Raw genomic sequence first — 22,926 nt, 5'->3', positions numbered from 1 at the left:
CATAATGTTTGAACCTAATTGAATTCACTATATCTGGATATCATGGTTTGCAGTGTAACATTTTTGGTCTCATTCCAACGGTCAAGCCACTCGGCTTTAATATTCACTTCTTTTAACGTCGCTACATTTGCACCAGAAATCACTGTAGGCATGCTATCTTTTACTTTCCAACTTACTTTATATCCATTAATTAACTCTGGTGTCGCCTGAGTTACGATGGTATCAAATGCAATGGTCCCATCAGCACTACCGTCCATAGAACGAGTTCTAAAGTATTCAAGTTTAGACTCTGCCGCATATAACGCTTGTATACTATTCGCTGCATATTCTGATTTTTTATCTACGAAGACTTGTAGTTTTATTAAGCCTAAAACACCAACAATTAATAAAACAAACGAAATCAAAACCTCAAGTAAACTAAACCCTTTTTGTTTAGAAATCATGCCAAGATCCTTTTACCCATCGAGGTTGTACGAGACCAGAAACTAATTCATTCACGATATCACTGTTATATTTAAAATTTGAACTCGTATGAAAAATAGCCGACTGTTTTTTTGTATCAAAAAATTGCCCGCCTAATAATGTAAATGTACCATTCTGGTAAAAAGAGGCCGTAGATAAAAATTCTGATGGATATAATGAGTTAGGCTTTCCTCCGTGAGGATATAATTCACTATATGCATCTGTTCCATTCCAATTACTTCCATCTGTAGGAACTGCATAATCATGATTAAAATGAAAAATAACTCCTTTCATATCTTTGGCTGTGGCACCTGAAGGTGCCCCATTATTGACAAAGAGCCATCATGAATAACAATAAAGGCACCATTTTTACTCTTATTCATAGCTTCTGAGAAACTTTCATATTGAGCCGAAGTAATCTCACAACTACCCTCAACCCAAATATATGCTTTACCTGCATTAATCCTATCTTTTAATTTAGTTCCACATTCAGATAAACGTTTATCATTTCCACTTCCTGAACCATATAAAATATCAAACTTTCCATTATCTCGAATCACGTTATGGTCACTTGGTTCTATACCAAATAAATCCTTAAACGGTGAAATCTTACCATCTCTTAGAAAATCCGACTTGAAATTAGAACTACCAGCAGCTGAATCTGTTTTATGGTCAGGACTGCAATCTTTACCTTGGTTATCAAAATCACTACTAGGTTTAACGCTATGATTTACTCCTGCATTTTTAACTGCACCAAAAGCACCAATCTTATCCTTATATCTTACCGCTACACATTCCCATCCATCCGCTCCTAGCTTTACAGGATCAGGAGATGTAAAAGTCACACTTGTATAAAAATATAAATTAGAAGCAGATTTAATTGCACCATCACCACCATCTCCACCTAGCATGAATTCTTTTTTTACAATCTGAGAGGATTTTTGAGCATTAATAAGATAATGATCAGTCGATGCTATTGATAAAGAATCTAAATTTAAAGGAGCACACTCACTGATCACTCCACTAGGAACTGTTCCTGATATAAATACTTTTGAAAATACGCACTCAACACCACCTTCAGCAGCCCAGTACCCTTTTCTTGCCTCGACCTCATTTTGAGCTCGTTTTACTTGATAAAAAATATGTTTATAGCTTCCTAAAGATAAAATTAAAGAAGCCATTAAAATACAGCTAGAAACGAGTAAGGTTATTGCCCCCCTTTGCTTTTTATTCATTTCCAGTTCCTTTGTTGTATTTTGATTTCAGAAGAGTACTGATGATTTGTATTTTTTAGTTCGGCTGTTGTTGAAATAGTTAAATAGCCCGAGCTCACAGAATTACCTAGGTGTGTATAATTAAGAGAGAAACTCGATACATTTATGATGTTATTATCAATTAATGATAAGCATTGTGGTAAATAGTTAATATCAGGAATATGATTCATATTTTTTCTAGAGCAGATTTTTATTGTATTTGAATCATACTTAAAAGAAGCAAAACGCCACGCAGATGATGCTGCAGGCTCCAACTGATAAATAAAACTTAATTGAGCTCCTGAAACATGAATAATATCATTTGCGCCCGATAATATTGCGAGGTCAGAACTACCACCTTGATACCCTGCTCGTTGACTTTCTTCTTTTATAAACCGTAAAGCATCATTTAACTCTTGAACTAATAATAGATTTTGACTTCTTTCTGCATAGATCTTCTGTCCTTTAATGTAAATATTCCCAACTAACATTAAAGCTACCAAACCAATAGAAGAGGCAATTAGAAGTTCTATCAATGACGCTCCATATTGTTTACGATTAACATTTTTTATAACCATAAAAAGCCCCCTCAAGTCCACATAACTTAATTCGACCTGTAATATTATGAACAGATAATTTTAACTTTTTATTGTTATCTTTATAAAAATAAAAACTTCTAGATAAATTAGGCGTCGCTCTAATAGGGTCAAAAGTTAGAACCGAGATACTAGATGACATTGTTATATTTGGATAATTAAGTGATTCAATAAATGCTAATGATGTATTTTTTGCTTCAGCAATAGTTGCAGCAGAAGAACCTTCAGGGTTTAAAGAGATAATCCAATTTACTGAGTCATCTATATAAAATAAATTTAACTTTTTATTTTGTAAAACAGATTCAGATTTAGCTTGAATAAAAAAACCTTCAATCTCTCCCGCAAATCGTTTCACACTTTGCTCTTCCAATAAACGAGTAAAGCTAGGCCCCGCCGCCATTAATAAAATAGACAGTACAGCAATACTGATAACTAGTTCGAACAGAGTAAACCCGCGAGGCATTTCGCAATTTCCTTTGCAACATTTCTATTATGGATATTTCATCTTGCTTGAGAGAGTAACACCGATTAAAAGTAGGTATATTCAATTTCAATGAGTTATCGAAATGATTCGAATAATTAATAGTAAGAATACATGTGTATTTCAAAAAGGCGTGACATTAGTCGAATTGCTAATCGTTATTGCAATCATTGCAATTCTAAGTGCAATAAGTTATCCAAGCTATACATCATATGTTTTAAAAAGTCACAGAGCTGAAGCCTTAGAAGTACTAACAAAAATACAACTTCATATAGAGAGTGAGTATCCAGGAAGAACGGAAAGCACGGCAAAAGAAAAATACCAAGCACTCTTGGAGCTTACAATTGATAAAAATACTGGAGCTTGTTTAGATGATAGTGTGTGCAAAATTAATGATAAACGATATTCAATATCTTACAGCTTAACTAACTCAGGAATGAATATTTATAAGCTTTCAGCAATTCCACAAACCGATTTAGGCCAAGATAACGATAGTTGCGGTACTTTAACTTTAAATGCAGGAGGTGTCGGTACAGGGGCACTTCCAACCTGTTGGTAATCCATAACTCTTTCCTAACCGCAAATAGCAAAAAGGCTCATACCTTTCGATATGAGCCTTATTAAATATGGCAGAGTGGAGAGATTTAAACTCCCAACACACGTGTTCTTATGGTGGGAGAATCCGCAGCTCTTTCCTAAACTACAAATAGCAAAAAGGCTCATACCTTTCGATATGAGCCTTCTTAAGTATGGCAGGGGTGGAGAGATTCGAACTCCCAACACGCGGATTTGGAATCCGCTGCTCTGCCAATTGGAGCTACACCCCTGTAGTTATTTTAAAGACTTAACTCTGTCTAAATAAGTGGCGGAGTGGACGGGACTCGAACGCGACCCCCGGCGTGACAGGCCGGTATTCTAACCAACTGAACTACCACTCCGCAGTGGACTACTTGTCGTCGCTGACAAGTGTTCATAACACTTTTGTCTTCACTTTTTAAAAAGTGAAAATAAATTGGAAGCCTGGCGATGTCCTACTCTCACATGGGGAAGCCCCACACTACCATCGGCGCTATTACGTTTCACTTCTGAGTTCGGCATGGGATCAGGTGGGTCCATAACGCTATGGTCGCCAAGCAAATTCTTTAATTCGGAAAGCTTAATTCTTAACGTACATTCAAATTCGTTTCTTGCAACTTCAAATCCGTTCAAAACCCCTTGGGTGTTGTATGGTTAAGCCTCACGGGCAATTAGTATCAGTTAGCTCAATGCCTCACAGCACTTACACACCTGACCTATCTACGTCGTAGTCTCCAACAACCCTTTAGGATACTTAAAGTATCAGGGATGACTCATCTCAGGGCTCGCTTCACGCTTAGATGCTTTCAGCGTTTATCGATTCCGAACTTAGCTACCGGGCAATGCCACTGGCGTGACAACCCGAACACCAGAGGTTCGTCCACTCCGGTCCTCTCGTACTAGGAGCAGCCCCCTTCAATCATCCAACGCCCACGGCAGATAGGGACCGAACTGTCTCACGACGTTCTAAACCCAGCTCGCGTACCACTTTAAATGGCGAACAGCCATACCCTTGGGACCGACTTCAGCCCCAGGATGTGATGAGCCGACATCGAGGTGCCAAACACCGCCGTCGATATGAACTCTTGGGCGGTATCAGCCTGTTATCCCCGGAGTACCTTTTATCCGTTGAGCGATGGCCCTTCCATTCAGAACCACCGGATCACTATGACCTGCTTTCGCACCTGCTCGAATTGTCATTCTCGCAGTCAAGCGGGCTTATGCCATTGCACTAACCTCACGATGTCCAACCGTGATTAGCCCACCTTCGTGCTCCTCCGTTACTCTTTGGGAGGAGACCGCCCCAGTCAAACTACCCACCAGGCACTGTCCGCAATCCCGATAAGGGACCAACGTTAGAACATCAAGCATACAAGGGTGGTATTTCAAGATTGCCTCCACACATACTGGCGTACGTGCTTCAAAGGCTCCCACCTATCCTACACATGTAGGGTCAATGTTCAGTGCCAAGCTGTAGTAAAGGTTCACGGGGTCTTTCCGTCTAGCCGCGGGTACACTGCATCTTCACAGCGATTTCAATTTCACTGAGTCTCGGGTGGAGACAGCGTGGCCATCATTACGCCATTCGTGCAGGTCGGAACTTACCCGACAAGGAATTTCGCTACCTTAGGACCGTTATAGTTACGGCCGCCGTTTACTTGGGCTTCGATCAAGAGCTTCGACCGAAGTCTAACCCCATCAATTAACCTTCAAGCACCGGGCAGGCGTCACACCGTATACGTCATCTTACGATTTAGCACAGTGCTATGTTTTTAATAAACAGTTGCAGCCACCTGGTATCTGCGACTCCCGGCAGCTTAGAGAGCAAGTCTCATCACCGCTAGGAGCGTACCTTCTCCCGAAGTTACGGTACCATTTTGCCTAGTTCCTTCACCCGAGTTCTCTCAAGCGCCTTAGTATTCTCTACTCGACCACCTGTGTCGGTTTGGGGTACGATTCCTTACAATCTGAAGCTTAGAGGCTTTTCCTGGAAGCATGGCATCAATGGCTTCACTACCGTAGTAGCTCGACATCGTATCTCAGCCTAGTGTATTCCCGGATTTGCCTAAGAATACAGCCTACATACTTGAACTTGGACGACCGTCGCCAAGCCCACCTAGCCTTCTCCGTCCCCCATCGCAATTGTAAGAAGTACGGGAATATTAACCCGTTTCCCATCGACTACGCCTTTCGGCCTCGCCTTAGGGGTCGACTTACCCTGCCCCGATTAACGTTGGACAGGAACCCTTGGTCTTCCGGCGAGCGGGTTTTTCACCCGCTTTATCGTTACTCATGTCAGCATTCGCACTTCTGATACGTCCAGCACGCTTTACAACGCACCTTCAACCGCTTACAGAACGCTCCCCTACCCAATACAGTAAACTGTATTGCCGCAGCTTCGGTGTATAGTTTAGCCCCGTTACATCTTCCGCGCAGGCCGACTCGACCAGTGAGCTATTACGCTTTCTTTAAATGATGGCTGCTTCTAAGCCAACATCCTGGCTGTCTGAGCCTTCCCACATCGTTTCCCACTTAACTATAACTTTGGGACCTTAGCTGGCGGTCTGGGTTGTTTCCCTCTCCACGACGGACGTTAGCACCCGCCGTGTGTCTCCCGGATAGTACTTACTGGTATTCGGAGTTTGCAAAGGGTTGGTAAGTCGGGATGACCCCTAGCCTTAACAGTGCTCTACCCCAGTAGTATTCGTCCGAGGCTCTACCTAAATAGATTTCGGGGAGAACCAGCTATCTCCAGGTTTGATTGGCCTTTCACCCCTAGCCACAAGTCATCCGCTAATTTTTCAACATTAGTCGGTTCGGTCCTCCAATTGATGTTACTCAATCTTCAACCTGCCCATGGCTAGATCACCTGGTTTCGGGTCTATATCCAGAGACTGAACGCCCAGTTAAGACTCGGTTTCCCTACGGCTCCCCTAAACGGTTAACCTTGCCACTGAATATAAGTCGCTGACCCATTATACAAAAGGTACGCAGTCACACCACGAAGGTGCTCCTACTGCTTGTACGTACACGGTTTCAGGTTCTATTTCACTCCCCTCACAGGGGTTCTTTTCGCCTTTCCCTCACGGTACTGGTTCACTATCGGTCAGTCAGTAGTATTTAGCCTTGGAGGATGGTCCCCCCATATTCAGACAGGATATCACGTGTCCCGCCTTACTCGTTTTCACTGATGATGAGATGTCGGTTACGGGGCTATCACCCTGTATCGCGGCACTTTCCAGAGCCTTCACCTGTCTCATTAAAAGCTTAAGGGCTAACCCAATTTCGCTCGCCGCTACTTTCGGGATCTCGGTTGATTTCTCTTCCTCGGGGTACTTAGATGTTTCAGTTCTCCCGGTTCGCCTCGCTACGCTATGTATTCACGTAGCGATACGTGCTTATGCACGTGGGTTTCCCCATTCAGAAATCCCAGACTCAAATGGTTTTTACTACCTAATCTGGGCTTATCGCAAGTTAATACGTCTTTCATCGCCTCTGACTGCCAAGGCATCCACCGTGTACGCTTAGTCACTTAACCATACAACCCCAAGAGGTTTCGTATGGACCATTTGCTTTCACTTTTAAAAGTGAAGACAAAACAGCAACCAAGGTTGAACTCGTCATTGCGAGTTCTGGTTTTTCGCCGGATTCAAAATACAAGAACACTTGAATGTGTTGTTCTTCGTTTTACAAAGTAAAACAAAGGATATTAAGAACTTTTAAATTTTGATTTAGATAACTCGTAAGTTATTTAAATCAGTCAGCTTTCCAAATTGTTAAAGAGCTTAAAGCAAAAAGCTTTAATCAATAATCGGAATTATTAATTAAAGCTCTACAACTTCAACTTTCAAAACCTAATTAATCTGTGTGAACACTCATAAATCGCAATCTATCGTTTAAGGAGGTGATCCAGCCCCAGGTTCCCCTAGGGCTACCTTGTTACGACTTCACCCCAGTCATGAACCACAAAGTGGTGAGCGTCCTCCCGAAGGTTAAACTACCCACTTCTTTTGCAGCCCACTCCCATGGTGTGACGGGCGGTGTGTACAAGGCCGGGAACGTATTCACCGTAGCATTCTGATCTACGATTACTAGCGATTCCGACTTCATGGAGTCGAGTTGCAGACTCCAATCCGGACTACGACGCACTTTTTGGGATTCGCTCACTATCGCTAGCTTGCAGCCCTCTGTATGCGCCATTGTAGCACGTGTGTAGCCCTACTCGTAAGGGCCATGATGACTTGACGTCGTCCCCACCTTCCTCCGGTTTATCACCGGCAGTCTCCCTGGAGTTCCCACCATTACGTGCTGGCAAACAAGGATAAGGGTTGCGCTCGTTGCGGGACTTAACCCAACATTTCACAACACGAGCTGACGACAGCCATGCAGCACCTGTCTCAGAGCTCCCGAAGGCACTAAGCTATCTCTAGCGAATTCTCTGGATGTCAAGAGTAGGTAAGGTTCTTCGCGTTGCATCGAATTAAACCACATGCTCCACCGCTTGTGCGGGCCCCCGTCAATTCATTTGAGTTTTAATCTTGCGACCGTACTCCCCAGGCGGTCTACTTAACGCGTTAGCTCCGAAAGCCACGGCTCAAGGCCACAACCTCCAAGTAGACATCGTTTACGGCGTGGACTACCAGGGTATCTAATCCTGTTTGCTCCCCACGCTTTCGCATCTGAGTGTCAGTGTCTGTCCAGGGGGCCGCCTTCGCCACTGGTATTCCTTCAGATCTCTACGCATTTCACCGCTACACCTGAAATTCTACCCCCTCTACAGCACTCTAGTTCACCAGTTTCAAATGCGGTTCCGAGGTTGAGCCCCGGGCTTTCACATCTGACTTAATGAACCACCTGCATGCGCTTTACGCCCAGTAATTCCGATTAACGCTCGCACCCTCCGTATTACCGCGGCTGCTGGCACGGAGTTAGCCGGTGCTTCTTCTGTAGGTAACGTCAAATCCATACGCTATTAACGCATGAACCTTCCTCCCTACTGAAAGTACTTTACAACCCGAAGGCCTTCTTCATACACGCGGCATGGCTGCATCAGGCTTTCGCCCATTGTGCAATATTCCCCACTGCTGCCTCCCGTAGGAGTCTGGACCGTGTCTCAGTTCCAGTGTGGCTGATCATCCTCTCAGACCAGCTAGAGATCGTCGCCTTGGTGAGCTCTTACCTCACCAACTAGCTAATCTCACCTGGGCTAATCTTAGCGCGAGAGGCCCGAAGGTCCCCCTCTTTGGTCCGAAGACATTATGCGGTATTAGCTATCGTTTCCAATAGTTATCCCCCACACTAAGGCATATTCCCAGGCATTACTCACCCGTCCGCCGCTCGACGCCCTTAACGTTCCCCTAAGGTTCAGTTAAGTCGTTTCCGCTCGACTTGCATGTGTTAGGCCTGCCGCCAGCGTTCAATCTGAGCCATGATCAAACTCTTCAATTAAAGTTTTTTTGGTTGCTCTGTCTTTTCTATAAAGAGAAGCAGAAACAAAACCGACTCAATGATTAATACTGATTGTTACATAAAAGTAATTTTGTGTAGTCACTCAGCTCATTGATTCCATTTACTTTCATTTTAAAAAATGAAAACAAACAGTTTGCTTTCGCAAATAGTGATTATCAATTCACAAGTGCCCACACAGATTAATAGGTTTCTAATTGTTAAAGAGCTTTTCTTCTACTTTCAAAGCTTTGCTTTTCAGTGAAGAGGACGGCTATTCTATCGATTTAAGTTTCAGTGTCAAGCACTTATTTGAAACTAAATTTCTAACCGCCAAACCAACTGGATGCTAAGTTTTAATAAACTTCGTTCTCCGTGTCAGTGAGGCGGCATTATAGAGAGTCTTTGAATCTATGCAACTCTTTTTCTAGAAAAATATGAAAAATGAGTTTGTTTGCTTACTTTTAATTCAAAGCGTTTATTTTTACATCAAAAGTCGTCATTTTGAGTCGCAATTAGCTGTTCATTTTTAACTTTCAACTTAATTACTTCTCCAACCCTTAGCTTTCCACTCAATATATCCTGAGCAAGTGGGTTCTCTATATATGTCTGAATTGCTCGTTTTAATGGTCTTGCTCCATAAACAGGATCAAAACCTGCCTCAGCAATTAAGTTTAACGCTTCGTCTGTTACTTGCAATTGGTAATCTTTTTCATTCAAACGTTTTTCTAAGCGTTGTAATTGAATAGAAGCGATATTCTTAATGTGTTCTTGTGCCAATGGATGGAATACTACGGTTTCATCAACACGGTTTAAAAACTCTGGTCTAAAATGTTGACTCACAACATCCATTACGACTTCTTTTATGCCAGCATAATTCAACTCACCAAAATGTTGCTGAATTTTTTCTGAACCTAAGTTCGATGTCATAATGATAACGGTATTTTTAAAATCAACCGTTCTTCCCTGACCATCAGTTAAGCGCCCATCATCAAGAACTTGAAGTAGAATATTAAATACATCTGGATGTGCTTTCTCTACTTCATCTAATAATAAAACTGAATAAGGTTTGCGTCTTACTGCTTCTGTTAAGTATCCACCCTCTTCATAACCAACATAGCCAGGAGGTGCACCTACTAAACGAGCAACGGAATGTTTCTCCATAAACTCAGACATGTCGATACGTACCATCGCATCTTCACTATCAAACATAAAGTTAGCGAGTGATTTACATAATTCCGTTTTACCAACCCCTGTTGGGCCTAAAAACAAGAATGAACCAATTGGTCTATTTGGATCTGATAGACCGGCACGACTACGACGAATTGCATTTGAGACAGCTTCGACAGCTTCAGCCTGGCCTATTACTCGGTGATGTAATACCTCTTCCATCTTTAATAGCTTATCTCTTTCACCTTCAAGCATTTTATTTACAGGAATGCCCGTCTGACGTGAAAGCACTTCCGCTATCTCAGCATCCGTCACTTTATTTTTTAATAAGCTCATTTCTTGCATTTCAGCTTGAGCTGCAAGGTCCAGTTGTTTCTCTAATTCAGGGATACGTCCATATTGCAGCTCTGACATTCTATTTAGATCACCTGCACGACGTGCAATTTCCATATTACTTCGAGCGGTTTCTAATTCTGTTTTTATATGCTGAGTGCCAGATAAAGCCGCTTTTTCAGCTTTCCAAACTTCTTCAAGCTCTGCGTATTCACGTTCTTTTTGCATTAACTCAAGATTTAAAGAGTCAAGACGCTTTAAACTCGCATCATCGCTTTCTTTTACTAATGCTTGTTGTTCTATCTTTAATTGAATTATCTTACGGTCAAGCTTATCTAATGATTCTGGTTTTGAATCAATTTCCATACGAATGCTTGATGCTGCTTCGTCAATTAAATCTATCGCTTTATCCGGTAATTGACGATCCGATATATAACGATGTGACAAGCTTGCTGCAGCTACGATCGCAGGATCGGTAATTTCAACATGATGATGAATTTCATAGCGTTCTTTTAAACCACGCAAAATTGCAACGGTATCTTCAACTGTTGGTTCGTCAACAAGTACTTTTTGAAAACGACGCTCTAATGCAGGATCTTTTTCAATATACTGACGATATTCATCAAGAGTTGTTGCTCCGACACAATGCAGTTCACCACGTGCGAGTGCAGGTTTAAGCATGTTGCCAGCATCCATAGAGCCTTCACCTTTGCCAGCACCTACCATTGTATGTACTTCATCAATAAAGAGGATGACACTACCTTCTTCTTTCGCTAGCTCATTTAAAACCGCTTTTAAGCGCTCTTCAAATTCGCCTCGGAATTTAGCACCAGCGACCAATGCACCAATATCTAAAGAAAGTACTCGTTTATTTTTTAAACCTTCAGGTACTTCACCATTTATGATACGTTGCGCCAACCCTTCAACAATAGCTGTCTTGCCGACACCAGGTTGACCTATGATAACTGGATTATTTTTAGTTCGACGTTGCAATACCTGAATTGTTCTTCGTATTTCATCATCACGACCAATTACAGGATCTAATTTTCCTTGCTCTGCTCGCTCAGTTAAATCAACAGTAAACTTTTCTAATGCTTGACGCTTTTCTTCAGCATTTTGATCATTTACTTTTTCGCCACCACGGATCTCATCGATTGACTTAGATATTTTAGGTTCAGTTAATCCTAATTCTCGAAGTAAATTACCCAAAGGCCCTTTATCTTCGATTGCGGCAAGCATGAATATTTCAGAAGAGATATAAGCGTCTTTGCGTTTCTGAGCGACTTTATCGCAAAGATTAAAAATAACACCCATATTAGATGAAAGTTGAACATCACCACCGATACCCGTTACCTTTGGTGTCTTATCTAATATTTCAGTTAGTTTTGAACGTAATTGTGTTACGTCTACATTTAGAAGAGTAAGTAAAGGCCTTATCGTACTTCCATCCTGATTTAACAGTGCAACCATTAAGTGGGTTGGTTCGATATATTGATGATCTTGACCTAATGCTAATGATTGAGCATCAGAGATGGCCATTTGAAATTTACTAGTGAATCGATCTAAACGCATAACACCCTCCAAAAGAAGAAAGCTAGTAACTATATAGTTTCTAAATGGGGGCTAAGGTCAGAAAGTTCAATACTTAAGGAAAGGATAAAGGGGTAGAAATATGAGTTATTCAAACCAAATAAGAGTGGCTTGTCTTCCTGTAATTCCTTCTTTTCTATATGAGAAAAACGTATCTGTATTTTGATAAGTACAAAGGTTTGAATAATGCACGTCATTTATACCAACACTATTTAAACGTTGTGTGGCTAACATAGCTAAATTAGCTAACCATTTTCCTTCATTAGAACTTGGAATAAATGCATTAATCGCTTGCGGATCTTTTTCGCAAAATAGTTCTTTTACTTCATTACCTACTTCAAACGCTTTTTCACCAATAGCAGGTCCACACCAGGCAATAAGATCATGGGAGGCAAATTGCTCAACAGTATTTTCTAATACTCCATCAAGTAGACCTCTCCAACCTGCATGTGCGGCAGCAACCTCTGTACCTTCTTTATTGCATATTACAACCGGAAGGCAATCTGCAGTCATAACACAACAAACTTGTTTTGCTTGGTTTGTATATACAGCGTCAGCAGACGGTGGGTTTCAAAAAAATCTTGATTCGGTAAATGAACAACTCTTGTTGAGTGAATCTGATTTAACCACGTTGGTGCAGTAGGTAACTGCCCCAACGTAATCAGTTTTTCACGATTGAGCACAACATCTTTATGATCATCACCAACATGGTCTCCAAGGTTAAAGCTATCAAATGGGGAACTTGATACTCCTCCAATACGAGTTGTACTGAATACTTTAACTGATTTAGGCGCTGACCATTTTGGTGAAATCAATGACATTATTAATACTCTTCCTCATGCATTAAACGTTCATCATCACGTAACGCTTGAGATAAAGCAATCATGTCATCAGGAATTGGAGCATGGAACTCCATTGTTTCCCCTGTGATTGGATGTTCAAAACGCAGCATAGCAGCATGCAGAGCTTGACGATCAAAACCACGAATCATGTCAATTAACTCTTGAGACGCACCTTTTGGAATGCGAGCACGGCCACCATAAGCAGTATCACCAACAAGTGGATGCTGCAAATATGACATATGTACACGAATTTGGTGAGTACGACCGGTTTCAAGACGTAAACGGATACGAGTATGAATACGGAAATGTTCAGCAACACGGTAATGTGTCACAGCATCTTTACCTAATTCATGAACTGCCATTAGAGTACGTTTGTTTGGGTGGCGGCCAATTGGTTTCTCAATCATACCACCCGCAGTCATACGACCGACAACAACGGCTTCATACTCACGAGTAATCTTACGCTTTTGAAGCGCACGAACTAAACGTGTTTGAGCCGGTACAGTTTTCGCAACAACCATTAATCCAGTAGTGTCTTTATCCAAACGGTGAACGATACCTGCACGAGGTACTTCTGCAATATTTGGATAATGGAATAACAATGCATTTAACACTGTACCATCAGGTGTACCCGCTCCTGGGTGAACAACGAAGTCACGTGGTTTATTGATAACGAGTAGATCATCATCTTCATAAACAATATCAAGAGGAATATCTTGAGCTAACCAACGCTCTTCATCTTCTAATTCAGCTTTAACCGTGATCTCTTCACCACCCATAACTTTAAGGCGTGCTTTTGTAACCACTTCACCATTGACTGTCATGTTGCCAGCAAGCAACCACTCTTTGATGCGTGAACGAGAAAAATCAGAAAACAACTCAGCAGCAGCTTGATCTAAACGCTGCCCTAGTTGACTTTCTTTTACTGTACTTGTTAACTCTATTTGTTGTGCCATATCGAACTTTTTTTAAAATAGTGGTACTAATACCAAACTAATAGGTCATATTTGGTATCATCAACACTGTAAGTGAAATAAACTATGTACCATTGTATCTGTTAACGGCGCATTTCGTAATGGATAACTTCAGTTTTTTTAGTCAAGGATCATTTTCAAGCATGAAACGCTTAACCATTTCTTCATTATTAGCTGTATCTTTACTGGTTGGTTGCTCAAGTAGTGATGATGTAATTCCAGATATTCCACCATCAGAATTATACGCTCAAGCTCAAGTATCTTTACAAGCAGGTAATTGGACGAGCGCAATTGAGCGTCTTGAAGCTTTAGATTCTCGATACCCTTTTGGCGCTTATTCTGAACAAGTTCAGCTAGACCTTATTTATGTTTATTATAAAAATGATGATCTTGCGTTAGGTCTTGCAACTATCGAGAGATTTACTCGTTTAAATCCAACCCATCCGAAAGCTGACTGGGTGCTTTACATGCGTGGATTAACGCATATGGCTCAAGATAGAAGTTTCATGCATGATTTATTTAGAGTAGATCGTTCAGATCGAGATCCAGAGCCTGCTCGCTCAGCTTTTAAAGATTTTAAACGATTATTAGAAAGATACCCTAATAGTCTTTATGCTGAAGATGCACAAACTCGTATGTACGCACTTAAAAATCGCTTAGCGGATTATGAATTAGCAACAGCTGACTTTTATTTACGACGAGAAGCTTGGATTTCTGCCATTAATCGTTGCCAAGAGTTACAACGTACTTATCCAGATACGGAAGCCGCAAGAAAATCATTAACGATTATGCTTTCAGCTTACAAAGAATTAAAACTGGAAGATGCAATTAAGCGAACCGAAGAACTTATTGCATTGAATCCACAATAATATCAATCGCAGTAAATAAGTGAGCAAGCATTTAAACAAGCTAGGATAAGCCGTTATTTACTACAATTGATATAATATTCATTATAAAAACAAAAAAGCAGTGCCGAGAATCGAGCACTGCTTTTTTATGTCTGGAAATGTTAGTTATAATTCGTATATAGGTCACACTATTGATAAGTTTAAAATTTAATCAACCAAAACAACAGGTTGAACGACATCCCTAAAAACAATAATTTCTAGTAACCAACCCTTTCAATCTACCTACTTTGTACAATTCATCAAGTATTTTTTAAATAAAATACTTAAGGCCTTGCCTAAGATCACATTCATTCACCTTCTCGCTACAACACATCAAAAAAGTGATCTTGATCACTTTATTTTTAACTCTGGATACGTAATCTGAGTACATGCCAAACGGGGCAAGCGAGAGGAAAATCATATGAAAGTAGAAATCACTGGCAACAACATCGACATCACTCCAGGCATCCGTGAACGTATTGAAGGGAAGTTTAAAAAACTAGAAGCAAAAAGAAACCTAGACATTATTGGACGTCACGCTAGCGTTACAAAACGCGCAAATGGTAAACACAAGGTAGAAGCGTACGCAACTATCGCAGGTGGCAAAGTCGTAGCCTCTGCAGAGCAAGAAGATCTATTTGGTGCAATTAGAGAGATGTATCAAAAACTAGAACGCCAACTAGACAAACTACAACATAAAGGAGAAGCACGTCGAGCGACTCATGCTCAAGCTCCTGGAGTTGAAGAACCAGAAGTTGAACTTGAAGAGGAATAATATTCAACTCTAAAGATTCTTAAGAACAGCGCTCATTTGAGCGCTGTTTTTTCTTGACGCAAACTAACCAATTCCTTATTGTGAATTAACTCTTAATTTACTAGGTTTGCATTTCATGACTGACACTCACTACTCCCTTGATGATATTCGTTTACGCCTTAATGAACTTGATAATGAATTATTAAAGCTCTTTTCAGAACGTCGTAAACTCAGTCTTGATGTTGCTAAAAGTAAAGTAAAAACTGCGAAACCTGTTCGAGATCCTAAACGAGAGCAACAATTACTTGTTAAACTCATTGAGAACGGTAAAGACTTCGATCTTGATGCTTATTACATTACACAGTTATTTCATACCATTATTGAAGATTCAGTTTTACTTCAGCAAGAATACTTCCAAAATCTAGCAAACCCTGACTTAAGTAGAAAACCCGTAGCAAGAGTGGCTTACCTTGGCTCAAAAGGCTCATATTCAAATCTAGCAAGCCGTCGTTATTTCAGCAAAAAGAATATTGAATTAGCTGAGTTAGGCTGTGAAAACTTTAAAGAAGTCATTAAAACCGTTGAGTCAGGTCATGCTGATTACGGCGTATTGCCAATTGAAAATACAAGCTCAGGTTCGATTAACCAAGTTTATGATTTACTCCAACACACTAGCCTATACATTGTTGGGGAATTAACTCAAAAAATTGATCATTGTTTATTAACAACGACTGAAACCTCTCTTGAATCAATTAAAACCTTGTATTCACACCCACAGCCACATGAACAATGTAGCGAATTTTTAAATCGACTCAATAATGTTGAGCTAATTTCTTGTGCAAGCACTGCTGATGCGATGATCACTGTAAAAGAATTAAACTCACCTGAAGTGGCAGCAATTGGTAACTCTGATAGTGGAAAGCTATATGGACTGCAATCCCTAATCACTAATATTTCGAATCAAACAGAAAACCAAACACGTTTTATCGTTGTTGCAAGAAAGCCTGTGGATGTATCAGAGCAAATTCCAGCTAAAACAACATTAATAATGTCCACAGCTCAAGATGCTGGTTCATTGGTTGAATCTCTATTGGTATTACAAAAATACGGCATCAATATGAGCAAGCTAGAATCTCGTCCTATTATGGGAAATCCTTGGGAAGAAATGTTCTATGTTGATCTAGAAGCGCATCTAAAATCAGATGCTATGACTTCTGCTATCGAAGAATTAACAGCTATAACTCGCTATCTAAAAGTGCTTGGTTGCTATCCAATTGAAAATGTAGAACCAACAGCTATTCCATTATCAAATTGATTACATCGAATAAAAGGTAAACATGAAAGTTATCATTGCTTCTCAAAACCCAGCGAAGATTGCCGCTGTTGAATCAGCATTTAATCTTGCGTTTCCTAATGATACTTTTTCATTTGAAGGGGTATCAGTAAAGAGCGGTGTTCCAGATCAACCAATGAGTTGTGAAGAAACAAAACAAGGAGCAATGAACCGTGTTAATAACGCAAAGATCAAGCTACCTAACTGTGATTATTATGTTGGGTTAGAAGCTGGAATTGAAGGTAATTCTACTTTTGCTTGGATGATTATTGATAATGGTTTAACAGTAGGAGAGTCACGCTCTTCGAGTTTACCTCTCCCACCACAAGTTATTGATGAGGTGAAAAAAGGTAAAGAGCTAGGCGATGTCATGGATGAACAATTTAACACCGACAACATTAAACAGAAAGGAGGGGCTATTGGCTTACTAACCAATAACCTACTAACAAGAACATCGGTATATCAACAAGCGCTTATTCTTGCTCTTATTCCTTTTCTACATCCAACTCGCTTTTAGTACTCTTTTCTAATAAATCCATAAGCCATACTTTCTCTTCATCAGTATGGCTTTTTAATTCATTTGAACCTCGAGTGATTGTGGCAACGCCCACCCCTAATAGCTGACTAATTTGTCTCTGGCTCAATTCACCCTGTAACAGCTCATGAAAAATATTTACGCGAGCAACCAGTGCTTCACGTTCATCAGGCGTCATCAACATCGTTAATAATGGTTGATGATTTCCTTGTTCTGCTGCATTTGCAATTAATGTCATCACTTGAGACCAGTCGGAATATTTTGCTGAACCTGACATAGTATCCTCATACAATTGTAAAAAAGGGGACAATTAAGTCCCCTACTTTATATTTATTTAAGCTTAATACCAATTGCTATTAGAATTCAAACTTATCAATACTTTAAATTCAGCTCTTTCTCGGATAAAAAAGCACCTTTTTCACCCAATAAACTACGATAGTAAGTTTCAAACATTAAAATGTTTTGTACATACCCTCTAGTTTCCTTGAATGGAATAGCTTCAATAAAAGCATAAGCATCTAGCTTTTCATCAGAAACCGCTCTCCAACGCTTAACACGATGAGGGCCGGCATTATAACCTGCAAGAGCAAAAATACGGTTTCCATCATAATCATCTAATAAACCCTTAAGGTAATTTGAACCAATGTGAATATTCACATCAACATCATTCAAACTATCAACACCTTCATATTTATCGTAATCAATCTTCTTCGCGGTATATTTCGCTGTTGCTGGCATAATTTGCATCAAACCACGAGCACCTACCGGTGATTGAGCTTCTGCATACAGTGCACTTTCTTGTCGAGATAACGACATTAACGTCACTTTATCTAAACCAAGTTCCTTACTGTAATGATTAAACCACCACTGATGTGCTATAGGGAAACGTAAGCTCAAATATCCCCACATTCTTCCTTTGATGGTCGCCAGAACAGTAAAGTGATGCCAACGATGCTGAGCAGCATAACTTGCTAATTCTTTCACTTCAGTTTTTGATGCTCGGTTTAGCAAATATTCCCACTCACTTTTGGCTGTAGGGATCTCATCAATCGCAATTAATTCTTTAATACGTGCAAGCTCTACACTGTATTTATCTTTAATCGGCTTAATATTTCTAGGAGCGGTATTCATTGGATATTGAATAGGTTCACCTAAAATATTTGCCGCAGCAACACTATAAAAATTACGCTGACCAAGTAATTTTTTTAAACGAGCATCAGCTTTATCTTGCTCACCTTCTTTACTTTCAATCTGTGCCGTCCAGAACTGCCAACGTAATGAATTTTTAGCTGTTGGTGTTAAATACCCAATCCAGTTGCTTACGTCATCCCAATCAGCTGCACGAATAGCAACACGAATTCGGCGCTCAATAAATGAATCTTCAGGGTTAGCAGCTAGCTCTTTATCTCTCCATTGTGCAAGTTCTGCTGACTCAGTTGACATAATGCTACTAACAATGCGTCGTTTAACCTGAACCAACTCGTCTTGAGTAAACTGCTGCTTTTTAGCAATTTCAGGCAATATTTCTATCGCTTTTTTAGGGTTTTTACGAGCTTCTCTTTCCATAGAAATAAGCGTTAATTGCTTAGAAAACTCTGTTTTTTTATTACTCTTTGAAAAACTTTCTAACAAATCAGGATCATTAAACAAAGTGACAATATGCTGTGCTTTTTCTTTTGCGGCATCTGTTTTCAACATTTTTTCTAAATAAGAAAACAAATTATTATTACGAGCTTTATAAACTAAAAGCATACGTTCAATAATTAAATCATCACTGAGTTTCCCAGCTTCAGCCCAATCTTGAAATAAATCATCACATTCATAAGTAACAGAGCTACCTGTTAGCCATAATTGCTCCGCACCTTTCCAAGCTGTCGTCTTATCACCCAGTTTATTTTTTGCTTGATAGTAATAACACTGTAGGTTTTTGCTGCTTGGTTCGTTGGGGAAATAATCAATAAACTCAGCCCAACGCTCGTTTAAACCAAGAATGACTAAGTATTGGTATGAAAGAGAGTTACCAATAGGTAATGACTGATGATTATGTTTGAACAACCGAATATCATCAGGCGTTTTAGAGCTTAAATCCATTCTTAATTCACGGTAATCCAAATAAGGTGCTAATGAATAACCATCAAGTTCAGCCCTTACTTTTTTATATTCATCGTATTTTTTTTCATTAAGTAGCGTTTTTGCTTCTTGGTATTGTGCTCGCCATGTATCAACAGGTGACGCATCAACAACTTGTACATTCATACCTATGCACAATGCCGTCATCATCCCTAACTTATATTGTGTATATTTCATTGATTTCTTTAACACCTAAACTTTCCAACCTTTGACTGCGGCGTAGTGATCTGAGACTCACTTATACATCTACCGAATTCTTACCTTAGTTTACTTATATTACCCTAGTAACTACAAAAATGAGTGTTAAACTATGTATCATAAATAGTAAATTAATATTTTCGTTAACCAACTCTAATAAGTGATTATGGCTGAATACGTATATACAATGTCACGAGTGAGCAAAATTGTTCCTCCTAAAAGACAAATCCTGAAAGACATTTCTCTTAGCTTCTTCCCTGGTGCAAAAATTGGTGTTTTGGGTCTAAATGGCTCAGGTAAATCAACACTACTTCGCATTATGGCAGGTCTTGATACTGATATTGATGGTGAAGCTCGTCCACAAGCGGGATTAAATGTTGGCTATCTTCCACAAGAACCTGTACTTGATGAATCAAAAACAGTTCGTGAAATTGTTGAAGAGGCTGTTTCTGATGTAGCAGGTGCACTAGCTCGCCTTGATGCGGTTTATGCAGCTTACGCTGAAGAAGGTGCTGATTTCGATGCTCTAGCTAAAGAGCAAGGTGAACTTGAAGCATTAATTCAAGCAAAAGATGGTCATAATCTGGATAACGCTTTAGAGCGTGCAGCTGACGCACTACGTCTACCAGAGTGGGATGCTAAAATTGAACACTTATCTGGTGGTGAACGTCGCCGTGTTGCTATCTGTCGTCTTCTTCTAGAAAAACCAGATATGCTGCTACTTGATGAACCAACCAACCACCTTGATGCTGAATCAGTTGCATGGCTTGAGCACTTCCTTGTTGATTATTCAGGTACTGTTGTGGCAATTACCCATGACCGTTATTTCCTTGATAATGCTGCGGGTTGGATCCTAGAGCTTGACCGTGGTGAAGGTATTCCATGGGAAGGTAACTATACCTCTTGGCTTGAGCAAAAAGATGACCGTTTAAAACAAGAAGCGGCAAAAGAAAATGCTCGTCAGAAAACGATTGAAAAAGAACTTGAGTGGGTTCGTCAAAACCCTAAAGGCCGCCAAGCTAAATCTAAAGCTCGTATGGCTCGTTTTGAAGAACTACAAAGCTCTGATCACCAAAAACGTAATGAAACAAACGAACTGTTCATTCCGCCAGGTGAACGTCTAGGTGACAAAGTTCTTGAAGTGAACAACCTAACTAAATCGTTTGGTGATCGTGTGCTGATTGATGACCTATCATTCAGCATGCCAAAAGGTGCTATCGTGGGTATCATCGGTGCCAATGGTGCAGGTAAATCAACACTATTTAAGATGCTAAGTGGTGCTGAAACACCGGATTCAGGTACGATTGAATTAGGTGAAACTGTAAAACTTGCTTCTGTTGATCAATTCCGTGATTCAATGGATGACACAAAAACAGTTTTCCAAGAGATCTCTGAAGGCGCTGATATCATTAAGATCAACAATTTCGAAATCCCAGCTCGTGCTTACTGTTCTCGCTTTAACTTCAAAGGCAACGACCAACAAAAAATTATTGGTGAGTTATCTGGTGGTGAGCGTAACCGTGTTCACTTAGCTAAACTGCTAAAAACTGGCGGTAACGTACTGTTACTCGATGAACCTACCAATGACCTTGATGTTGAAACATTACGTGCACTAGAAGAAGCATTACTTGAGTTCCCTGGTTGTGCAATGGTTATCTCGCACGACCGTTGGTTCCTAGACCGTATCGCTACACACATTCTAGACTACCGTGATGAAGGCCAAGTAAACTTCTTTGAAGGTAACTACACTGAATACAGTGAATGGTTGAAGAAGACCCTAGGTGCGCAAGCTGCTGAACCTCATCGCATCAAGTACAAGCGTATGACTAAGTAATAATTTACTTTATTTGATGTTTATCATAAGGGCCGCACTCAAGCGGCCTTTTTATTGGACATAGAACAAACAAAACACCATACTCAATTCCTCTTAAGAAGAAGGAGTAGCCTTATGATTGAAAGACGCAAGTTTTCTCGTGTAATTTATCAAGCAGATGTAGCACTAATCCAAGGCGCTCAGCAATACAGCGGCTCATTGATTGATTTGTCTTTACATGGCTTATTAATAAAACTTAATGATGATAATGCTCTTAACTCAGCGGGTAAATTAATTGTACATTTTGCTCTAAACGACAGTGATATCAATATTATTGCTGAATGTGAAATTGTGAATAATACAAATAATCTGCTGAGGCTCTGTATTCGCCATATAGATATTGATAGTATTAGCCACCTTAAACGCTTAGTTGAACTTAACGTTGGTAATAGCGAACTATTATTACGTCAGTTATCAGAACTCACCGAAACACATTAACCTTTATAAATAGTTGTTACCCTTATGCCTGATAAAATTCGAATTTCCGTCTCCCACAACAAAGGAACGCGTCTTTTCGCGATCTCCCAAAGACGAAAAAAGCTGGTCATTTTATCTTTAGTACTTGGGGTTAGCTCATTTGCATTAAGTGGCTTTGGTCTACATTATTTCTATCAACAACAAGAGTCAGCAAAAGTTGCTATCGCTGAACTGCAAAACAAAAATAATGAGCTAAACCAGTTAATTGTTGATAATAACAATAGTAATCATGAGCTTACTCAACAACTAGAAGCAAAAGAAAATGAATTACTTGTTATTAGCCAACGTGTAGATGATGTTGAATCTGTACTTGGCTTACAAGAAATATCAGAAGAAGATTCATCATTAGCTGAAAAAACACTAGAGCAACGACTTGATGTTGCAGCCATTGACTCGGCAGTTAGAGCGACCATGTTTCGCCTAATCCCGAATGATACTCCCCTACATTACACGAGAGAGTCATCCAGTTTTGGACGCCGAACCAACCCTATTTCAGGTAAACGCCAACGCCACTTAGGTGTTGATTTAACCTGTAAGCGTGGAACCGAAATTTATGCTCCAGCTGATGGTGTTGTTGAACTAGCAAGAGCCAGTAATAAAGGTTACGGTAACCTATTAAAAGTTCAGCATTCATTCGGTTTTATGACCATGTATGCACACCTACAAAAATTTAAAGTTCGCTCAGGACAGTTCGTTAAAAAAGGTGAACTGATTGCTACTTGTGGTAACTCTGGTAATTCAACAGGACCACACTTACATTATGAAGTGCGTTTCTTAGGTCGAGTTTTAAATCCAAGATCGTTTATGGATTGGACGCCAGAAAAGTTTGATAGCCTCTTTGAAAAAGAACGAAGTGTAAAGTGGACACCTTTGGTTGACGTTATTAATAATGTAGTAAAACTGCAATTAAAGTTGACACAAAAACCAACGGTTGAACAAGTTGAAGCAATTAACACAGCGAAAGCTGAAGACGAAAGTAGTCAGCAATTGACACAATAAACACCGTTTAACAAATAC

General features: G+C 40.1%; 17 protein-coding genes, 2 tRNA genes, 3 rRNA genes and 1 pseudogene. 8 read left to right on the top strand and 15 right to left on the bottom strand.

Features of this window, described 5'->3' with window-relative positions; translation table 11 throughout:
• Nucleotides 1–14: 14 nt before the first annotated feature.
• The 5 genes from AAFX60_003075 to AAFX60_003055 are packed head-to-tail and all read right to left on the bottom strand — an operon-like array spanning nucleotide 15 to nucleotide 2,774.
• Nucleotides 15–443, bottom strand: a complete 429-nt coding sequence (locus AAFX60_003075; protein ID XDF78181.1) for a prepilin-type N-terminal cleavage/methylation domain-containing protein — start codon at nucleotides 441–443, stop codon at nucleotides 15–17.
• Complete coding sequence (locus AAFX60_003070) at nucleotides 433–756, bottom strand: hypothetical protein (GenBank protein XDF78180.1); 324 nt, start codon at nucleotides 754–756, stop codon at nucleotides 433–435. Before AAFX60_003070 ends, AAFX60_003075 begins: the two co-directional genes overlap by 11 nt.
• On the bottom strand, nucleotides 753–1,697 hold the full coding sequence (locus tag AAFX60_003065) for a hypothetical protein (GenBank protein XDF78179.1): 945 nt from the start codon (nucleotides 1,695–1,697) through the stop codon (nucleotides 753–755). Before AAFX60_003065 ends, AAFX60_003070 begins: the two co-directional genes overlap by 4 nt.
• Nucleotides 1,694–2,293 (bottom strand): hypothetical protein, encoded by a 600-nt coding sequence (locus tag AAFX60_003060; protein ID XDF78178.1) that lies wholly within the window; start codon nucleotides 2,291–2,293, stop codon nucleotides 1,694–1,696. Before AAFX60_003060 ends, AAFX60_003065 begins: the two co-directional genes overlap by 4 nt.
• Nucleotides 2,274–2,774: a prepilin-type N-terminal cleavage/methylation domain-containing protein gene (locus AAFX60_003055; protein ID XDF78177.1), complete on the bottom strand. Its 501-nt coding sequence runs from the start codon at nucleotides 2,772–2,774 to the stop codon at nucleotides 2,274–2,276. The genes AAFX60_003060 and AAFX60_003055 overlap by 20 nt, the downstream gene beginning before the upstream one ends.
• Before the next feature lie 103 nt (nucleotides 2,775–2,877).
• Between AAFX60_003055 and AAFX60_003050 the strand changes: the two genes are divergently transcribed.
• The gene (locus AAFX60_003050; GenBank protein XDF78176.1) at nucleotides 2,878–3,351 is read left to right on the top strand and encodes a type IV pilin protein; all 474 of its coding nucleotides are present in this window, start codon (nucleotides 2,878–2,880) and stop codon (nucleotides 3,349–3,351) included.
• 191 nt (nucleotides 3,352–3,542) lie between these two features.
• Here AAFX60_003050 and AAFX60_003045 read toward each other — a convergent pair.
• The 8 genes and pseudogenes from AAFX60_003045 to rluD all read right to left on the bottom strand — a co-directional run bounded on the left by AAFX60_003045 (nucleotide 3,543) and on the right by rluD (nucleotide 13,704).
• Nucleotides 3,543–3,619, bottom strand: a tRNA-Trp gene (locus AAFX60_003045).
• 36 nt (nucleotides 3,620–3,655) lie between these two features.
• Nucleotides 3,656–3,730: transfer RNA gene (locus tag AAFX60_003040), tRNA-Asp, on the bottom strand.
• An 80-nt stretch (nucleotides 3,731–3,810) separates the two neighbouring features.
• Nucleotides 3,811–3,926: ribosomal RNA gene (gene rrf, locus AAFX60_003035) — 5S ribosomal RNA — on the bottom strand.
• A 92-nt stretch (nucleotides 3,927–4,018) separates the two neighbouring features.
• Nucleotides 4,019–6,906, bottom strand: a 23S ribosomal RNA gene (locus tag AAFX60_003030).
• A 359-nt stretch (nucleotides 6,907–7,265) separates the two neighbouring features.
• Nucleotides 7,266–8,816 (bottom strand): 16S ribosomal RNA (locus AAFX60_003025).
• Together the 16S, 23S and 5S rRNA genes with 2 tRNA genes alongside form the textbook arrangement of a ribosomal RNA operon.
• 486 nt (nucleotides 8,817–9,302) lie before the next feature.
• Nucleotides 9,303–11,888, bottom strand: coding sequence for an ATP-dependent chaperone ClpB (clpB, locus tag AAFX60_003020; GenBank protein XDF78175.1), 2,586 nt, complete (start codon nucleotides 11,886–11,888; stop codon nucleotides 9,303–9,305).
• 105 nt (nucleotides 11,889–11,993) lie between these two features.
• A pseudogene (gene pgeF / locus AAFX60_003015) lies at nucleotides 11,994–12,727 on the bottom strand (peptidoglycan editing factor PgeF).
• Between the two features lie 2 nt (nucleotides 12,728–12,729).
• Nucleotides 12,730–13,704: a 23S rRNA pseudouridine(1911/1915/1917) synthase RluD gene (gene rluD, locus AAFX60_003010; protein XDF78174.1), complete on the bottom strand. Its 975-nt coding sequence runs from the start codon at nucleotides 13,702–13,704 to the stop codon at nucleotides 12,730–12,732.
• A gap of 161 nt (nucleotides 13,705–13,865) precedes the next feature.
• On the opposite strand from rluD, the gene bamD reads away from it, so the two are divergent.
• The 4 genes from bamD (at nucleotide 13,866) to yjjX (ending at nucleotide 17,213) form a co-directional block, all read left to right on the top strand.
• On the top strand, nucleotides 13,866–14,591 hold the full coding sequence (bamD, locus tag AAFX60_003005) for an outer membrane protein assembly factor BamD (protein ID XDF78173.1): 726 nt from the start codon (nucleotides 13,866–13,868) through the stop codon (nucleotides 14,589–14,591).
• Between the two features lie 439 nt (nucleotides 14,592–15,030).
• Nucleotides 15,031–15,384, top strand: coding sequence for a ribosome-associated translation inhibitor RaiA (gene raiA, locus AAFX60_003000; protein ID XDF78172.1), 354 nt, complete (start codon nucleotides 15,031–15,033; stop codon nucleotides 15,382–15,384).
• 115 nt (nucleotides 15,385–15,499) lie between these two features.
• Nucleotides 15,500–16,678 carry a prephenate dehydratase gene (gene pheA, locus AAFX60_002995; GenBank protein XDF78171.1) on the top strand — a complete coding sequence of 393 codons (1,179 nt, stop codon included), beginning with the start codon at nucleotides 15,500–15,502 and terminating at the stop codon, nucleotides 16,676–16,678.
• Nucleotides 16,679–16,700: 22 nt separating this feature from the next.
• Entirely contained in the window at nucleotides 16,701–17,213 is a 513-nt protein-coding gene (yjjX, locus tag AAFX60_002990; protein XDF78170.1) for an inosine/xanthosine triphosphatase, read from the top strand.
• Here yjjX and trpR read toward each other — a convergent pair.
• Both trpR and AAFX60_002980 read right to left on the bottom strand, forming a co-directional pair.
• The gene (gene trpR, locus AAFX60_002985; GenBank protein ID XDF78169.1) at nucleotides 17,182–17,508 is read right to left on the bottom strand and encodes a trp operon repressor; all 327 of its coding nucleotides are present in this window, start codon (nucleotides 17,506–17,508) and stop codon (nucleotides 17,182–17,184) included. The genes yjjX and trpR overlap by 32 nt on opposite strands.
• Before the next feature lie 95 nt (nucleotides 17,509–17,603).
• Nucleotides 17,604–19,538: a transglycosylase SLT domain-containing protein gene (locus AAFX60_002980; GenBank protein ID XDF78168.1), complete on the bottom strand. Its 1,935-nt coding sequence runs from the start codon at nucleotides 19,536–19,538 to the stop codon at nucleotides 17,604–17,606.
• 187 nt (nucleotides 19,539–19,725) lie between these two features.
• Between AAFX60_002980 and ettA the strand changes: the two genes are divergently transcribed.
• The 3 genes from ettA to AAFX60_002965 all read left to right on the top strand — a co-directional run bounded on the left by ettA (nucleotide 19,726) and on the right by AAFX60_002965 (nucleotide 22,908).
• On the top strand, nucleotides 19,726–21,393 hold the full coding sequence (gene ettA / locus AAFX60_002975; GenBank protein ID XDF78167.1) for an energy-dependent translational throttle protein EttA: 1,668 nt from the start codon (nucleotides 19,726–19,728) through the stop codon (nucleotides 21,391–21,393).
• 114 nt (nucleotides 21,394–21,507) lie between these two features.
• On the top strand, nucleotides 21,508–21,870 hold the full coding sequence (locus AAFX60_002970) for a PilZ domain-containing protein (GenBank protein ID XDF78166.1): 363 nt from the start codon (nucleotides 21,508–21,510) through the stop codon (nucleotides 21,868–21,870).
• Nucleotides 21,871–21,894: 24 nt separating this feature from the next.
• Nucleotides 21,895–22,908: a peptidoglycan DD-metalloendopeptidase family protein gene (locus AAFX60_002965; GenBank protein XDF78165.1), complete on the top strand. Its 1,014-nt coding sequence runs from the start codon at nucleotides 21,895–21,897 to the stop codon at nucleotides 22,906–22,908.
• Nucleotides 22,909–22,926 lie beyond the last annotated feature (18 nt).

The sequence above is a fragment of the Aliivibrio fischeri genome (genome assembly GCA_038993745.2).
Lineage (GTDB): Bacteria > Pseudomonadota > Gammaproteobacteria > Enterobacterales > Vibrionaceae > Aliivibrio > Aliivibrio fischeri_B.
This window is presented reverse-complemented; position numbering and strand designations above follow the sequence as displayed.

Bases quoted from the DNA above. Each gene is read 5' to 3' on its own strand.
- AAFX60_002980 (XDF78168.1), bottom strand. From the start codon at position 19,538: ATGAAATATACACAATATAAGTTAGGGATGATGACGGCATTGTGCATA.
- AAFX60_002965 (XDF78165.1), top strand. From the start codon at position 21,895: ATGCCTGATAAAATTCGAATTTCCGTCTCCCACAACAAAGGAACGCGT.
- AAFX60_002970 (XDF78166.1), top strand. From the start codon at position 21,508: ATGATTGAAAGACGCAAGTTTTCTCGTGTAATTTATCAAGCAGATGTA.
- AAFX60_003055 (XDF78177.1), bottom strand. From the start codon at position 2,774: ATGCCTCGCGGGTTTACTCTGTTCGAACTAGTTATCAGTATTGCTGTA.
- AAFX60_003060 (XDF78178.1), bottom strand. From the start codon at position 2,293: ATGGTTATAAAAAATGTTAATCGTAAACAATATGGAGCGTCATTGATA.
- raiA (XDF78172.1), top strand. From the start codon at position 15,031: ATGAAAGTAGAAATCACTGGCAACAACATCGACATCACTCCAGGCATC.
- AAFX60_003050 (XDF78176.1), top strand. From the start codon at position 2,878: ATGATTCGAATAATTAATAGTAAGAATACATGTGTATTTCAAAAAGGC.
- bamD (XDF78173.1), top strand. From the start codon at position 13,866: ATGAAACGCTTAACCATTTCTTCATTATTAGCTGTATCTTTACTGGTT.
- clpB (XDF78175.1), bottom strand. From the start codon at position 11,888: ATGCGTTTAGATCGATTCACTAGTAAATTTCAAATGGCCATCTCTGAT.
- pheA (XDF78171.1), top strand. From the start codon at position 15,500: ATGACTGACACTCACTACTCCCTTGATGATATTCGTTTACGCCTTAAT.
- AAFX60_003070 (XDF78180.1), bottom strand. From the start codon at position 756: ATGAAAGGAGTTATTTTTCATTTTAATCATGATTATGCAGTTCCTACA.
- ettA (XDF78167.1), top strand. From the start codon at position 19,726: ATGGCTGAATACGTATATACAATGTCACGAGTGAGCAAAATTGTTCCT.
- AAFX60_003075 (XDF78181.1), bottom strand. From the start codon at position 443: ATGATTTCTAAACAAAAAGGGTTTAGTTTACTTGAGGTTTTGATTTCG.
- yjjX (XDF78170.1), top strand. From the start codon at position 16,701: ATGAAAGTTATCATTGCTTCTCAAAACCCAGCGAAGATTGCCGCTGTT.
- rluD (XDF78174.1), bottom strand. From the start codon at position 13,704: ATGGCACAACAAATAGAGTTAACAAGTACAGTAAAAGAAAGTCAACTA.
- AAFX60_003065 (XDF78179.1), bottom strand. From the start codon at position 1,697: ATGAATAAAAAGCAAAGGGGGGCAATAACCTTACTCGTTTCTAGCTGT.
- trpR (XDF78169.1), bottom strand. From the start codon at position 17,508: ATGTCAGGTTCAGCAAAATATTCCGACTGGTCTCAAGTGATGACATTA.